Annotated in this window: 16 protein-coding genes; 3 read left to right on the top strand and 13 right to left on the bottom strand. The window is 35.0% G+C overall.

The genetic code is table 11. The annotated features are described in order from the left end of the window. The coding region (locus B5X62_RS15780; RefSeq protein WP_449441358.1) for an IS1/IS1595 family N-terminal zinc-binding domain-containing protein at positions 1-229 on the bottom strand (229 nt) is incomplete at its 3' end. 111 nt (positions 230-340) lie between these two features. Beyond that, the gene (locus tag B5X62_RS03180) at positions 341-706 is read right to left on the bottom strand and encodes a hypothetical protein (protein WP_079665922.1); all 366 of its coding nucleotides are present in this window, start codon (positions 704-706) and stop codon (positions 341-343) included. A gap of 83 nt (positions 707-789) precedes the next feature. On the opposite strand from B5X62_RS03180, the gene B5X62_RS03175 reads away from it, so the two are divergent. Continuing rightward, positions 790-1,746 (top strand): hypothetical protein, encoded by a 957-nt coding sequence (locus tag B5X62_RS03175; RefSeq protein ID WP_079665921.1) that lies wholly within the window; start codon positions 790-792, stop codon positions 1,744-1,746. A gap of 20 nt (positions 1,747-1,766) precedes the next feature. Then, a complete protein-coding gene (locus B5X62_RS03170) occupies positions 1,767-2,048 on the top strand; it encodes a hypothetical protein (RefSeq protein ID WP_079665920.1) in 282 nt (93 codons plus the stop codon). Positions 2,049-2,065: 17 nt separating this feature from the next. On the opposite strand, the gene B5X62_RS03165 is transcribed toward B5X62_RS03170, so the two are convergent. From B5X62_RS03165 to B5X62_RS03150, 4 genes are all read right to left on the bottom strand, one after another. Continuing rightward, positions 2,066-3,415 (bottom strand): alpha-amylase family glycosyl hydrolase, encoded by a 1,350-nt coding sequence (locus tag B5X62_RS03165; protein ID WP_079665919.1) that lies wholly within the window; start codon positions 3,413-3,415, stop codon positions 2,066-2,068. Between the two features lie 80 nt (positions 3,416-3,495). Further along, on the bottom strand, positions 3,496-4,077 hold the full coding sequence (locus B5X62_RS03160) for an IS1096 element passenger TnpR family protein (RefSeq protein ID WP_079665918.1): 582 nt from the start codon (positions 4,075-4,077) through the stop codon (positions 3,496-3,498). A gap of 178 nt (positions 4,078-4,255) precedes the next feature. Further along, on the bottom strand, positions 4,256-5,317 hold the full coding sequence (locus B5X62_RS03155; protein ID WP_079665917.1) for a sensor histidine kinase: 1,062 nt from the start codon (positions 5,315-5,317) through the stop codon (positions 4,256-4,258). Between the two features lie 73 nt (positions 5,318-5,390). Then, entirely contained in the window at positions 5,391-6,068 is a 678-nt protein-coding gene (locus B5X62_RS03150; protein ID WP_079665916.1) for a response regulator transcription factor, read from the bottom strand. A 225-nt stretch (positions 6,069-6,293) separates the two neighbouring features. Between B5X62_RS03150 and B5X62_RS03145 the strand changes: the two genes are divergently transcribed. Next, positions 6,294-7,967, top strand: coding sequence for a glutamine--tRNA ligase/YqeY domain fusion protein (locus B5X62_RS03145; protein WP_079665915.1), 1,674 nt, complete (start codon positions 6,294-6,296; stop codon positions 7,965-7,967). Positions 7,968-8,037: 70 nt separating this feature from the next. On the opposite strand, the gene B5X62_RS03140 is transcribed toward B5X62_RS03145, so the two are convergent. From B5X62_RS03140 to B5X62_RS03110, 7 genes are all read right to left on the bottom strand, one after another. Next, the gene (locus tag B5X62_RS03140) at positions 8,038-8,232 is read right to left on the bottom strand and encodes a hypothetical protein (protein WP_079665914.1); all 195 of its coding nucleotides are present in this window, start codon (positions 8,230-8,232) and stop codon (positions 8,038-8,040) included. Between the two features lie 11 nt (positions 8,233-8,243). Further along, positions 8,244-8,846 carry a MarC family protein gene (locus tag B5X62_RS03135; protein WP_079665913.1) on the bottom strand — a complete coding sequence of 201 codons (603 nt, stop codon included), beginning with the start codon at positions 8,844-8,846 and terminating at the stop codon, positions 8,244-8,246. A gap of 45 nt (positions 8,847-8,891) precedes the next feature. Further along, positions 8,892-10,661, bottom strand: coding sequence for a BatD family protein (locus B5X62_RS03130; RefSeq protein ID WP_079665912.1), 1,770 nt, complete (start codon positions 10,659-10,661; stop codon positions 8,892-8,894). Then, entirely contained in the window at positions 10,661-11,407 is a 747-nt protein-coding gene (locus B5X62_RS03125; protein ID WP_317041883.1) for a tetratricopeptide repeat protein, read from the bottom strand. The genes B5X62_RS03130 and B5X62_RS03125 overlap by 1 nt, the downstream gene beginning before the upstream one ends. Positions 11,408-11,555: 148 nt before the next feature. After that, positions 11,556-12,563 carry a vWA domain-containing protein gene (locus B5X62_RS03120; RefSeq protein ID WP_079665910.1) on the bottom strand — a complete coding sequence of 336 codons (1,008 nt, stop codon included), beginning with the start codon at positions 12,561-12,563 and terminating at the stop codon, positions 11,556-11,558. 4 nt (positions 12,564-12,567) lie between these two features. Further along, positions 12,568-13,563 (bottom strand): vWA domain-containing protein, encoded by a 996-nt coding sequence (locus tag B5X62_RS03115; RefSeq protein ID WP_079665909.1) that lies wholly within the window; start codon positions 13,561-13,563, stop codon positions 12,568-12,570. 22 nt (positions 13,564-13,585) lie between these two features. Then, positions 13,586-14,491, bottom strand: a complete 906-nt coding sequence (locus B5X62_RS03110) for a BatD family protein (RefSeq protein WP_079665908.1) — start codon at positions 14,489-14,491, stop codon at positions 13,586-13,588.

The raw sequence follows: 14,491 nt of genomic DNA, 5'->3' as shown, positions 1-14,491 counted from the left end.
GTTGCAGAGTACTAACTGAGTATCCTGAGTCTCGTGAAATTTCTTCATAAGTCTGTTTTCCAACAATCCATTTTTTGAACCAAACTTCCTTATTTTTTAAGCCAACAGACTTGTTCTCGGAGGTAAAATAAATACCACAATTTTTACATTTAAAACGTCTCTTATTATTTTGTTTTCCCCACGAAATTACATTCAGACTTTTACAGCTCCAACAACGATTTTTTTTGATTTTTCAGGCATAAAAAAAGTTTATTGAAACAAAGTTCAATAAACTTCTCGTATCATCAATAATAATAGGCGATAGAAAGAATTCTACCAACTATTTTTGACTATTAAACCTTTAAAATTTAATTTCAGAATTTAATCCATAATGAGGTGTTCTGTGCCTGATATCAGGACTTGGATGGATTTCTGATTTTGCGCGAATGCCAATTTCTTTTTTTAACGCATCGAAAGATTTTGCATCTTCGATATCAACATTTTTAAAATAGTAAGATTTTTTTGCATCTAATTTTTTTAAAATTTCTTCGCCTTTGTTTTTCTGTTGGTCATTGTTAGCTGAGATACTTGCCCAAAAACTGTCGTTTTCTCCATTATTAAGATAAATAATGTAATCGGAATCTCGGAATCCTGATTCCTCTAACTCAAATCTAAGATTTTGATAATCATTTTGTTGAGACATAAGCCCTACGATAATATTTCCCATAACACTTATTTTTGATATTTAAAATTAGTATTTTTTTTAATACAAATTCAAAATCTTTTTATAATTTGTGTAAGAATACATTTATGATGAAAAACTACGCATTATTACTAGCTTTTGTCATTGTTGCGTTTAACTCTTGTACTACGCAAAAGACTAAAAATATTAACGCCAATATCATTACGCTTCGCGATAGTTATTGTAAAGCGCCCACCAATTATGACTACGAGAAGGTTAATCTTCATGTTAATTCGGATTCGTTACTTAATGAAAAACAACATCTTAGATCTGTTTTTAATCAACAAAGTATTTTGATTCTTAATGCCTTAAACTCACTTGAGGATGTTGAAAATATTTTAGAATTAAAAAAAGATACAAGCATCGAGTCACAACTTAAAATCATGAAAATTAAGGATAAAATAGATGGCAAAATTACATTAGCGTTAAGTGAAGTAGACGCCGTCGCTGCCGAATTTGACTGTGAAGGCGAACGCGTTGCACAAATGGCAAATTACGTGAGTAGCCTTAATAGCAAGAAAAATAACAAAATGATTGTCTATTCTATCGCAGCTGGTGCGCTAGGTTCTTTAGCTGGTGGATTTGTAAAAAGTGATGGTTGGGACAAAGCTATTGATATTGGTGGCGGTCTTATTGGTGCGGGTTTTGGTTTGGCTTTGCTCAATCCAAAAGGTAAGAAGGTCGAGTTTATCCATGCTCGAAATATCCTTCGTGATATTTGGCAAGAGAAACTACAGTCACGAAATTTCCCTCCATTTATTTGGTATATGTATACTGAGAAAAAATTTTCGAATCTTAATGAACATTCAATTATACAGAATATGAAGCAACGCTGGATCACATATCAATTCGAGGGTGATGTGGATGCAGCCAATGCTTCTCCGATCTTTAATGACGGCGGAAAGTACGACAGCGAAGCGCTTAACAATCGCGCAGCAATGCTTAACCAAATGCAATCGGCAACCAGAACTATTAACCAAAATATCAATTATCTTCTCATCGACCTTAACAAGTTGACGCGATAGTTTTTTAGTTTTTAAATTAAATGAAGAAAAATTTACTCTTATTCTTGATTCCAGTACTTTTTAGCTGCCAAAGTGAGAAAGTGCTTTCAAAATATCCTGCAAATATTGGCGATATCGAATTCGATGCTAAAACTGATAATCCAAATTTTGAACTTTGTTTACCCCAACTGATATTTCAATATTTTAATTATGGCAACGAGTTAGAAAACTTTAAAGGTGAAAAATCTATTTCGATAGCATCGAAAATTTATAATTTTTATAAAAAAAGGAACGTTACAATCAACGCTCCTTTTTTATTTTAAATTTTATTTAAATAAAATTATTTCTCAAAAACCAAGTAATCATAAGCTTTTAATGTAAATCGGCTACCATCCATTAAGGCTTGTGGCGATTGTGTAAAGACATTTTTGTACTGGCCTTCAACTTCTTTCCCTTGAATATTAAACTCTACATTATCTGCCGACATATTTAGTAAAACCAAAACTTCATGATTTCCATTCTTGCGTTGATAGGCAAGGATTTTGTCGTTAGCGGAAGTCTCGATCCAGTAGGTTGTAACATTGGGATCGCCACCACGAAGCGCAGGATTTTCGGATTTTAAATTTAATAAAGTTTTATAAAAACCATTCAATGCGTTTTGCCCAGTCCATGGGATTGTATCTTTTTCGAAAAACTCAAGACGTTTTGTTTTTAAAGGTAATTCTTGCCCATTATACAACAACGGAACGCCATTCCAAGTTGCTGAAAAAACGGCTAGGGCAGGAGCAAGGTCGCCATATTTTTCATATTCGGTGCCATTCCAAGTATTTTCATCATGATTGGTCGTGAACCAAGCGCGCATCGAATTGTCGCCAATGTTAGAATATTGTTGCAGTAAGTTTTTAAGATCCTGAAGTGGTAATTTTTTTTGATAATAATCTTTAGTTAGATGCATCCACTTCCAAGAATAGCTGGCGTCAAAGACTTTTCCGTATTCTGGTGTGTCCAACTCATCAAATTCGCCCAACCAAAATAAGGGTTTTAATTTTTCAACTTCGGGACGTGCTTGTTGCCAAAAGTCAACTTCTACCCAACTAGCAAGGTCACAACGGAATCCATCAATATTGGTTTCTTTAACCCAATATTTCATCGCGTCGATCATTGCTTGACGCATGTTTGGATTTTTAAAATCGAGTTCGATAATGTCGTCCATACCTTCTGCAATATGAAATTTTCCGTCAGGATCTTTTAGATAAAAATCAGGATTAGATTTGGTCCAAACGTGATCCCAACCTGTGTGGTTTGCCACCCAATCGATAATGACATTTAATCCCAAATCGTGCGCTTTGTTAACCACATCTTTGAAATCTTGCAAAGTCCCAAACTCAGGATTAATACTTGTATAATCTTGCGCTGCATAAGGACTACCGAGGCTTCCTTTTTTGTTTTGTTGAGCGATTGGCGTAATCGGCATAAACCAAATGGTTTTAACACCCATCGCTTTTAGTCGAGGAAGATCTTTTTCAACCGCTTTGAAAGTCCCTTCCTTCGAATATTGTCGTGTGTTGATTTCGTAGATATTGGTTGTATGTTTCCACTCTTGCGGTTGTGTCATCTGTGTTTTAGTTTTGGTTTGAGTTGTGCAAGCAATTGCTGTTAAGGCAATACCAAGCAATAAAATTTTCTTCATTAAATTTTTATTTATTCAAAAATAAACAAAATAAAAAAGCCTGACTCAACATCAGGCTAATTATTCATTTCGATTTTTGATTAATCTTCGTCATCTTCGAAGACATCATCATTGTATCCTTCTTCTTCCTCGTCATCATCTCCGAACTCGTCTTCGTCATCGAAGTCAGCTGATTTGAAATCATCTTCGAACCCAAAATCATCATCCATAAAAGGCATTGCAGATTTTTTTGAAGATCCTCCAGAAGCGCCATTTTTGCTAGGTGCTTTTAAAGGAACATTCCCGAATCTGTACACAGTAATTGGGTAATTAACGGCAGATTTTTCTTCGGTAACGTCAATCAATTCACAGAAAAATTCCCAAAGATCTAAGAATCCGTACTGGAATCTCATCTTGTCACCTTTTTGTGTGAATCCTTCGTTGACATACACGTCAGACATAATCTCGCCATCGCCTTCGTCGCTCATATCTTCCAATGGTACGGCTCTACCTTCGGACCACTCTTCATCAGAAAAATAAAAGCTAGAAAGTTCTTCCCCCGCAAGACTGAAAGCACTTTTGATCCCTAAGTGCAAATTCCATAAAGTTTGTTTGTCCTTGATCTCGATGTCTCTAAAGATGCTCTCTTTTGCATCTAAAATAACTCTTATCTTGTAAACCATTTTTTTCTCTTCTAAAATCTACTTTTACATTTATTTTGCTGCAAATATATGACAATTGAGAAAGGATAAAAGCCAAAAAAATACTTTTTTTAATAAAATATTTTATTAAATTTTAGCCCTTCTCAACCTTCAAATTTTTGCAAATATTTCTGCTCTAAAACTAATATTTTTTTTGATATTACAAAGAAGATTTTTCTAATCTAAATTTAAATTTTGTTCCACTAAGGTAAGCGCTTTCTACAGTAATGTTCTGGTGGTGGGCTTCCAAGATGTGTTTGACAATTGCTAGTCCAAGTCCAGATCCACCATCTTTACGATTTCGGCTGGCTTCAACACGATAGAAGCGTTCAAAAATCCTTGTAAGATTTTCTGGTTTTATCCCCATGCCATTGTCTTCCACGGTGATAGAGATAAATTTGGCTTCTTCTTTTGTAGTTACAATAATTCTTGCGCCTTCTCGGTTTGCATATTTAATAGCGTTAGAGACAAGATTCGTAAAGACTTGCGAAATTTTATTTTTATCAGCGTGTACCAATAGTTTTTTCTGAGTGCTTTGTAATTCGAGCTTCATAAGATGTCTATTGGCTTCTAGATCAAGGAGATCGAATACTTCTTCCACCAATTCGTTGATGTCAAAACTGATGAGATTTAATTCAATTTGGCCAGCTTCGAAGCGGTTAATCATATCCAAATCTTTAACAATGTTAAGAAGTCGCTCTACAGAACTGTCGATACGTTGCAGATATTTGTCTCGGATATTAAGATCTTCTACACCGCCGTCTAGCAAAGTCGACACATAACCTTGGATGGAGAATAAAGGCGTTTTTAATTCATGAGAAACGTTCCCGACATATTCTTTTCGGAAGTTTTCCATTTCCTTCATCATATCCATTTCGAAGTCGTTTTGCGTGCTCATTAAAGTTACACGTTCTCCGAATTCTTTTAAACTAAGATCGGGCTCATGATCGAGGATAAAGTTGTCTGGAAGTATCTTTTTGATACGTCGAATTTGTTTTTTACTATTATAATTAAATAAAAACTCGAGGATGTAATAATTAAGAATCATCACCAAAGTCAAGGTGAAAACAATGAAGATATTAAAATCTCTAGTTTTGAAATATTGGTCGTGGGTTTTAGCTTGAAAAATAAAAATAACTGTGCCGATGACAGCTACTAGCACGAATGATGCTAAAGCCGAAACCCAGTTTAGTTTAAAGTTCCTTTTTGGAGTAGAATACATGAGATAAATTTATAAAAAAAGATTTTCGTTAGAAAATCTTAGAGCTTATTTACATTTTAATAAAAATAATTGTCTACACAACCAATTTATATCCAATTCCTTTTAGAGTTTGTATGCTGTTGATGCCTAATTTCTCACGAAGACGACGGATGTGTACATCAATTGTACGTTCGCCCACGATAACGTCGTTACCCCAAACTTTCTCAAGAATTTCTTCTCTTTTAAAAACTTTGTCCGTATTAGAAGCTAATAAAAATAAAAGGTCAAACTCTTTTTTTGGAAGTAAAAACTCTTCGTTTGCCTTCGTTACTTTAAAGTTATCTTTATCGATGATTAAATCGCCAAGCTCGATGTAATTGGTATTTTCGTTAGCTTTTGCACCCAGTTGAAGAAGCGCAGCCACTTTTGATACCAAAACTTTTGGCTTAATAACTTTAATAATATAATCGTTGGCACCAGCTTGGTAACCTGCAAGTTGAGAAAATTCTTCACTTCTTGCTGATAAGAAAACGATTAAAGTTTTTTGTAATTCTTTTACTTGACGCATTTCTTGACAAGTTTCGATGCCGTCTTTTTCTGGCATCATTACGTCTAGAAGTATAAGATCTGGGATGATTTCTTTTGCTTTGGAGATGCCTTCCTGCCCATTGGACGCGGTGTGGACTTGGTAACCTTCTTTTTCTAAGTTGTATGATAACATTTCAAGAATGTCCTGTTCATCATCAACCAAAAGGATTTTTTTACGATTCATTTTTAGATTTTATGTTTCTCAAAATTAATAAAAATTGAATTGAATTTTAAGTAGTTTACATAAAATTAATATCTATCCTAATATATTATGCTTATTATTAAATAGATGTTAATTTAAAATTAAATCACGAATTAGACTTTAAGCGATTCTAAATACAATCGAAGTATCGATATAGCAAGTTTTATCTCTAAAAGTCTTAAATTTGCTGTCTCATTATACAACTTTATGGAAGAAGAAAAAAAATCACTTAACTTTTTAGAGCAAATTATTGAAGATGATTTGGCTAATGGTTTGGGAAAGGACAAGTTGAGATTCCGTTTTCCGCCTGAGCCTAACGGTTATCTTCATATTGGTCATACAAAAGCTATTTGTATCAATTTTGGTCTTGGATTGCGTTATGGCGCACCAGTTAATTTAAGATTTGATGACACTAACCCAGAGAAAGAAGAGCAAGAATTCGTAGATTCTATCAGAGAAGATGTGAAGTGGCTTGGCTTTAACTGGGCAGAAGAGCGTTATGCTTCTGACTACTTCCAGCAATTGTATGATTGGGCTGTAACTTTGATTAAAGAAGGGAAAGCTTATGTCGATGAGCAACCATCAGAAGATATTACGGCGCAAAGAAAAACGCCTTTCGAAGATGGTGTAGAATCGCCTTATCGCAATCGTCCAGTTGAAGAAAGTCTTGATCTTTTCGAGCGTATGAAGAATGGCGAATTCGAGGAAGGAGCGATGAGTCTTCGTGCAAAAATCGATATGAATTCTCCTAACATGAACATGCGTGATCCTGTTATGTATCGTATACTAAAACGTGCGCATCACCGTACTGGAGATGCTTGGAAGATCTATCCAATGTACGATTGGGCACATGGCGAAAGCGATTATTTAGAACAAGTTTCACACTCGTTATGTTCTTTAGAATTTGAAAATCACCGTCCACTTTATGAATGGTATTTGGATCAAGTATATGATAATTCTAAAGTTGCACCAAAACAACGCGAGTTTGCACGTATGAATGTGTCATATATGATTACGTCAAAACGTAAATTACAAAGATTGGTAGCAGAAGGCGTTACAACAGGTTGGGACGATCCGAGAATGCCGACTATTTCTGGACTTCGTAGAAAAGGTTATACCGCTAACGCAATCCGTAACTTTATCGATAGAGTAGGTGTTGCAAAACGTGAAAACTTAATCGAAATTCAGTTGTTAGAGTTTTTCGTTAGAGAAGATCTTAACAAAGTAGCAACGCGTGTTATGGCGGTTGTGGATCCTGTTAAATTGGTGATCGAAAATTATCCTGAAGATAAAGAAGAGTTTTTAGAAACTGAAAATAATCCTGAAGACGAAAACGCAGGTACACGTCAAGTGCCTTTCTCAAGAGAAATCTACATCGAGCGTGAAGACTTTATGGAAGAAGCACCGAAGAAATTCTTTAGATTGAGTCTTGGTAACGAAGTTCGTCTGAAAGCTGCTTACATCATCAAAGCTAATCGTGTGGAGAAAGATGCTGATGGCAACATCACAACAATCTTTGCAACTTACGACGAAGATAGCCGTTCTGGAAGTGGAACCGAAGCGAGTCAAAGAAAAGTAAAAGGTACTTTACATTGGGTTTCTGCAAAACATGCGTTACCAATAAAAGTGAATATCTACGATAGATTATTTACGGTTGAGCAACCTGATGCGGAGAAAGATGTTGACTTCCTTAACTTTATCAATCCAGAATCTTTGAAGATTCAAAATGGTTTTGGAGAGCCAAGTCTGAAAGATGCAACAACGGAAGATCATTTCCAGTTCCAAAGAATAGGTTACTTTATTAAAGATAAAACATCTACCGATGGACAATTGGTGTTTAACAGAACGGTGACACTTAAAGACAGTTATAAACCGCAATAATTTGTGGATTAGATACAAGAAAAGCTTCTCAATTGAGAAGCTTTTTTTATTTTAAGTTTAATTTTAAAAACTATTTTTTAACACCAACTTTTTGCCAAGTACTCATGATGTAGATCACGATAATACCAATAAGTGAAGCTGCAATGGAGAAAATAAACTTAGAATTTTCTTCATCCAAAACGCCAACGCTCCAATTAATTCCGTAGATGTTAATACCGATAAATATCACAAATAGGGCTAAGAATATTTTATAAAACAGCTGCATAATATTATTTTTTAAAAATGTACGTAATTCTGAATAAGTTGTGCAAAGTTAGCAGTAAATAATTTAATAGAGATCGCTAAAAGGATAATTCCGAAAACTTTTTGTAAAATTTGTAGTGATCCTTCACCCATTTTCTTTTCGATCCAAGGTGCAATTCTCAAAACGATGTATACCAAAATCGTGTTAAGGATAATTCCTAAAATGATATTAATCTCGTGGAACTCGGCCTTCAGAGATAGAGTCGTCGTTAATGTACCTGCACCAGCAACTAGCGGGAAAGCAATGGGTACAATCGATGCAGCGTTAGCTTGTGACGATTTTTGGATTTCGATGCCCAAGATCATTTCAAGAGCGATAATAAAGATGACAAAAGCACCAGCAATCGCAAATGAGTTGAGGTCAACGCCAATAAATCTTAGAATCTCTTTTCCGATAAACAAAAACGCAATCATGATAAGTCCCGCAACAATAGAAGCTTTTTCGGCTTCTATCTTACCAAACTTTTGACGTAACGAAACGATAATTGGCACCGAACCGATGATGTCGATAACCGCAAACAAAACCATGAAACACGTAAAGGTTTCTTTCCAAGAGATATGTTCAAAAAAATTCACAGATGTATAAATTTAATTTTTCGCAAAATTATGAAATATTTTTGTTTAATTTTCAATTGCTGAAAAAACCTCTTTACTTTGTATCAAAATATAATCTAATTTTTCTCCATTAATGATTGGCGAATACTTCTCAGTGTTAAGAGAGTCTTTTATTAAAGTATATTTTTGGTATAAATTTTCATTTGTCTGTTTTAAATGATGAGCGTATGGATGTCCAAATTTATGATTTGATTTAACATCAACTTCTGCTTCTAGATTTGCAAACTCAGTAAAAAATTCTGAATATTTTTTTTGAATTAATAGATTTTCAAGATAATTAAAATGGCTTGTCAAGTTAAGAGAAGATTTACTTCTTAATAAAGCTTCAGTCTCTTCGATTGTTGTAATCTTTGGTCGCGATTTCAGTTGCTCTTCTTTAATAATACTTGCTAATTTTTTCTTTTGATAACGATTTCTCACCAAATAGATCACCATTCCCATTGCGCCTATTAAGGCTAAATTTCCGAAAATAACTTGCCAGTTCATGCCTTTATTTTCGGATAGTTTTAATGTCTCTGTTTGTAAAACTGGCGTGTTAACTTTATCCAAAACAGTGTTGGTATATTCGTTAACTTTTTGCATCGTCGATTTAGCATTTTCTATTTCTAAAGATGTCATTGCACGAAGTACAATTGACTTTTCGCCAAGATCTTTATAAAGCTTTTTCTCAGGATTAAAGAAAGCCATTTTCTCGGTTTTAATGGCAATGTTTCCAGCTTTTTTAGGAACGATAACATAATGCGCTTCGATGTCGCCAACGATGCCTTCTTTCTCAACTTTTAGATTTTTCACCAACTTTGGAGGGAAAACATCATAGTCTTCCGTCGGAATAATTTTCGGCATATTATGCGCCGATAGATTTCCACGACCGATAAGTTTTACAACAATATCAAGAGGTTTGTTAATCTCTATTGGTTGAGGTAGGCTTTCGACATTTGTCATATCGATACTGAAATTACCAACAAAATTGTTGAAATCTTCTGGAGCGCCGGCTGGTAAATGTTTAACAGAGATATTGGTTCTGTTGGATGCAAGTCTTGTAGCGCCATGATCCACAATCTCTGCCGTAAAAGCAGGCACTTCTACAGGTCCAGCTTCTTTTGGAAAAATAATATATATACCGACAATTTGCGATAACAGACCAGATTTTGAATCTTGTTCAATATCAGAACGTGTTAAGCTGATTGGTTGCACAAGGATATTACCGCTCTTCGGCGTTTGTATATTTTTAACTTTTCTAAAATTATCGACGTCGCGAGTAATTACTGACAAAGTTGCAACAACAGGTTGATTTTTATAGACCTCGTGATCGTCAAGTTTTACATTAAGGTAAGTTTGATTATTTTGACTAGCAAGATTACGTGTGTTGTCTGGTATACGTTTAGAAACGTCTCTTACCAAAATATCAAATGGCTCAGATTTGTACATTTTGCCGTTGACTTTCACCAGAGCCGAACCAATTTTAATAGAACCAGATTGTTTTGGTTGTAATAAAAATTGATAAACCATTTGGTTAACCCTAACTTTTCTTACAGGATCAATAATTGTATTTTGTTCAGAATTGTAATCTAAAACATCGAATCTTTGGAAGTCCGGAAGTTTGATTGGCGATTCCTGTACTTGGTCTTCACCACTTATTTCTACCGCAATCGTGAGGCTGATAATATCATTGGTCGTGGTTTCTTTAACATTGGTTTCGGACGAAATATAGACTTGACCATAACTTGTTATGGTCGAGAAAATACTTAAAATAAACGAAAACCAAATGTGCTTCATTACCAATCTTTCTCGTTGGACTGTGGGATAGAGTTTGCATCCTTGTTAAGGATTCGTCGTGCAGTTTCTTTCTCTCTGTCCTGTACTTTATTTAAAATAGCGTTTTCTATATCTTTCGGAATTTTGTTTCCGCTTTCTTTTGGTTCTTGCGTAGATTGTTTGTCACCTGCGCCTTCACCTTTTTCTTGTTGATCCTTGGATGATCCATTTGGCTGGTTGCCTTTTTGGTCACCTTTGTTATCTTGTCCGCCTTGTTGTTTTTGATCTTGCTGATCGCCGCCTTTATTATCTTGGTTTTGATCTTTTTTCTTGTCTTTTTCTTTTTCCTTCAGCTTTGCAATCTCATAATTTTTACGAATGCTTTCGTTGTAAGGATCATTTTTTAAAGCTTTTTTATACATTTCTGCAGCTTGTTCCATCTTCTCGGTTTGCATCATTGCATTGCCAAGATTGTATTGTGCTGCAGCTTTATCATTTTTATTTTTTGCATTCTGTTCCGCTTTTTGAAACTCAGCTTTAGCTTCTTCATACATTTTCTTTTTGTACAAAGCATTACCAAGGTTGTAATGTGCGTCGAAGTTTTTGTCGTCTAGTTTAGCGGCCTCCAAGAATTTGGAAGAAGAAGCATCATAGTTTTTTTTGTCGAATTGTCTATTGCCTTCATATACAAGTGTTTTGTAACCTTCCTGAGCCATAACAAATTGGCCAAGAATTATAAAAAACAAAAGACTGAGAATCAACTTCATATTCATACCTGCAAAATTATTTCTTTAATTGTTAAAAACCCATTCTTAAAACGTTAAAATGGGTTAAATATCCCTATAAATAGTATATTTTGGGAGAATTGTTAGTTTGCTATTTAGACTTGTTCTAGCTAAGAGGCGAAATACCGTTTTAAATATTTAAATCTCGCTTTGGATTAAATAAATAAATGAGTAAAAACAGCGCAATCGAAACGCCTAAAAAGTATTGATAATAGTGTTCCGCAGATTGAGAACTGATATATGAAGTGTTAGAATTTGTTGACTTTTTCAAAACATCAGAAAGTTTTGCAACCGCAGCATCTAAGTCGTTGCCATCGATGTAACTTCCATCTGTACTAGATGCAAGGTTTTTTAAAGCTTTTGTTTCCAACTTGGTCATGACCGTTTCACCCGACATACTGGTTTTGTAACCCATCAATTGTCCGTAGTAATATTCCGGAACCGGCGCACCTTGTTCGCCGCCAATACCAATTGTCGAAACGCTAATGCCTTCTTGGTTAGCCAGTTTTATGGCGGCAGATTCATTTTCTTCATTGTTTTCGCCATCGCTAATCATCACAACTTTTCTCGCACCTTTTGGTATGGATTTAAATTTTTTAACAGCCATTTGCATCGCCTTCAAAAAGTCGGTGCCTTGGGTTTGTACAACGCTGGTTTCGATGCCCGTAATGTAAGATTCAGCCGCGTTATAATCGGTTGTTAAAGGCATAATCGAGTTAGCTTCACCCGCAAAAACAATAATCCCAACGCGGTCATTATTCATTTTCGGAAAACTATTAATGATAATATCTTTGGCTTGTTGTAGACGACTTGGTTGGATGTCTTGCGCATTCATCGAGTTAGAAACGTCGAGCAAGAATATAACATTGTTCATTTTTTGCTGCGTTTTTATTTCTTGTTTTCCTCCTAAAAGGTCAATCATTGCAAAAATTAGAAACAAAATCGCCAAGAAAAATAAACCTGGAAATAGCTTCGAAAATCTACTTGTTTTAGCAAATAATTGATCTCGGAATTGAGCTTCTGCAAAAAGTTCGCGTTTCTTTTTTTTCCATTTAAGAAAACTAAACAGCAATAATCCAATCACGGGAAGTAAAAGGAAAAGTAGAACGTACCAATAATTATCTAAATAAAAATCCATCTGTCTAGCTCAATATTTTGTACAAAAACCATCTCAAAATAATATCGAATAATAAAATTCCTAACGCAACCCAAAGGAAAATTCGGAAATATTCTTGATATTGATAAAGTTTTGAAGTTTTAATATCTGATTTTTCTAAACCATTAATGTCGTTATAAATCTCCTGTAGACTGTCATTCGATGTTGCTCGGAAGTATTTTCCGCCAGTTCGGTTTGCAATTTCTTTTAGGAGATTTTCATCCAAATCAGTTTCTTTTTCAGTGAAAACAATATCGCCGAAAATATCTGTAGCTGTCGGGAAAAGCGCATAACCACGACTTCCGATACCAATAGTGTAGACTTTAATGCCGTTGTTTTTAGCAAGTTCTGCCGCGATTTCTGGCGGTGTCGCATTCGTGACATTATTCTCGCCATCGGTCATCAAAATAATGATCTTACTTTTCGCTTTAGAATCTTTTAAATGGTTAACAGCTACAACCAATCCTTCGCCAATCGCCGTTCCGGGCTGTAATTCGGTGGGGCTAAGTTCGGATATTTCATCATTAACAACTTGATGATCGGTCGTCATCGGGACTTTTGTATAAGCTTCGCCAGAATAAGCAACCAAACCAATCCTGTCATTCGGACGTTGGTTAACAAAGTTTTTAGCTATTTTTTTTAAAGCTTCAAGTCGGTCAGGATCGAGATCTTTTGCCAACATACTCAACGAAACATCGACAGTTAGCATGATGTCTAAACCTTTGGTCTCGTCGCGGTCGTCGGTTATGGTGAAAGTCCGAGGACGTGCCATTGCAATAATTAAGGCTGACAAAATCAAATATTTTGAAAATCTTAAAAATGCCATAACCAATCCCAAACCGCCTGCTGGACGCATTGCTTGCGTTGTCGGTACTTTGATGCCTTTCGGTTTTTTTCGTCTAAAATCTAAAATGATTAAGGGTACGAAAACCAAAAAAAGTAACAACAGCCAAGGGCTATAAAATTCAAAATTGAAATTCATTATTCTAAAGTCGCTCGCGCAGTTAGTTCATAGTTCTTAGTTGTTCGGCTTCCACATCTTTGGTAGAGCGTTGCACCATTGTTTTGATATCATTAAAATCTTTCTCCATCATGTCGCTATTCGGGATTGTTTTAGCGAATTTTACCAAGTCGCCTCGTTGAAAAATTTCTTCAATAACTTTTTCGTTTTGTTCCGAAATAATGTTGCTGCCTTTCATATAATCGATAAGATCATCGGTTAACAAAACATTGGCTGGAATTTTATATTGTTTGGTCAAAAACTCTCTTGTAATGTCGATTAACTCTACATAATACATTCTGTAATTGCCGTTTTGGATGTAGTTTTTCTTTTTGAGACGGTCCAGATCTTTTAGGGTTTGGTTGGTCAACACTTTCGGACTACCTTTTACTTTTCGTCCATATTTAATATAATAAACAATCAAGAAAATAATCCCAATAACGACCAAAGCAGCAAGAATATAGAATTTATAAAGCTCCCAATAATCTTTAATACCAAGATCAACTTGCTTGTTTTTCATGATGTCGTTAATGACATCGTCTTTTTTTGCGGTGTTGATGACCTCGATTTCGTAAGGAATCGTCTTCTGAATTTGATCACCGATTTTAATGTCTAAAGCAGGAATTTTAAAAGTTCCTTCTTCAAAAACTTGAAATTTTACAACGCGAAAATACTCGTTTTGCTGTTTCGAAATACTGTCGCTAACCACTTCAAAATGAAAAGGAAGTAATTCGTTTTTAGGTGCTGCGACGACGTCTTTAGCTTGTAGATTATCGATTTTTAGCTTGTATTCGCCAACTTCTCCCAAAGCTAAAGTCGTGTTGCTAAGATTGGAGGAAAGCGTTTGTCCAAATAAAATTTGACTTAAAAAAACTAAAATCGCGATATATGAAAACTTGAAATATTTCAA

This window comes from Soonwooa buanensis, assembly GCF_900167905.1.
In the GTDB taxonomy this organism is placed as follows: domain Bacteria; phylum Bacteroidota; class Bacteroidia; order Flavobacteriales; family Weeksellaceae; genus Soonwooa; species Soonwooa buanensis.
This window is presented reverse-complemented; position numbering and strand designations above follow the sequence as displayed.

What these genes read in the sequence shown, in the direction of transcription:
- B5X62_RS03175 (WP_079665921.1), top strand. Translation starts at nt 790, where the DNA reads ATGATGAAAAACTACGCATTATTACTAGCTTTTGTCATTGTTGCGTTT.
- B5X62_RS03160 (WP_079665918.1), bottom strand. Translation starts at nt 4,077, where the DNA reads ATGGTTTACAAGATAAGAGTTATTTTAGATGCAAAAGAGAGCATCTTT.
- B5X62_RS03170 (WP_079665920.1), top strand. Translation starts at nt 1,767, where the DNA reads ATGAAGAAAAATTTACTCTTATTCTTGATTCCAGTACTTTTTAGCTGC.
- B5X62_RS03115 (WP_079665909.1), bottom strand. Translation starts at nt 13,563, where the DNA reads ATGAATTTCAATTTTGAATTTTATAGCCCTTGGCTGTTGTTACTTTTT.
- B5X62_RS03155 (WP_079665917.1), bottom strand. Translation starts at nt 5,317, where the DNA reads ATGTATTCTACTCCAAAAAGGAACTTTAAACTAAACTGGGTTTCGGCT.
- B5X62_RS03120 (WP_079665910.1), bottom strand. Translation starts at nt 12,563, where the DNA reads ATGGATTTTTATTTAGATAATTATTGGTACGTTCTACTTTTCCTTTTA.
- B5X62_RS03145 (WP_079665915.1), top strand. Translation starts at nt 6,294, where the DNA reads ATGGAAGAAGAAAAAAAATCACTTAACTTTTTAGAGCAAATTATTGAA.
- B5X62_RS03150 (WP_079665916.1), bottom strand. Translation starts at nt 6,068, where the DNA reads ATGAATCGTAAAAAAATCCTTTTGGTTGATGATGAACAGGACATTCTT.
- B5X62_RS03140 (WP_079665914.1), bottom strand. Translation starts at nt 8,232, where the DNA reads ATGCAGCTGTTTTATAAAATATTCTTAGCCCTATTTGTGATATTTATC.
- B5X62_RS03180 (WP_079665922.1), bottom strand. Translation starts at nt 706, where the DNA reads ATGGGAAATATTATCGTAGGGCTTATGTCTCAACAAAATGATTATCAA.
- B5X62_RS03130 (WP_079665912.1), bottom strand. Translation starts at nt 10,661, where the DNA reads ATGAAGCACATTTGGTTTTCGTTTATTTTAAGTATTTTCTCGACCATA.
- B5X62_RS03125 (WP_317041883.1), bottom strand. Translation starts at nt 11,407, where the DNA reads ATGAAGTTGATTCTCAGTCTTTTGTTTTTTATAATTCTTGGCCAATTT.
- B5X62_RS03165 (WP_079665919.1), bottom strand. Translation starts at nt 3,415, where the DNA reads ATGAAGAAAATTTTATTGCTTGGTATTGCCTTAACAGCAATTGCTTGC.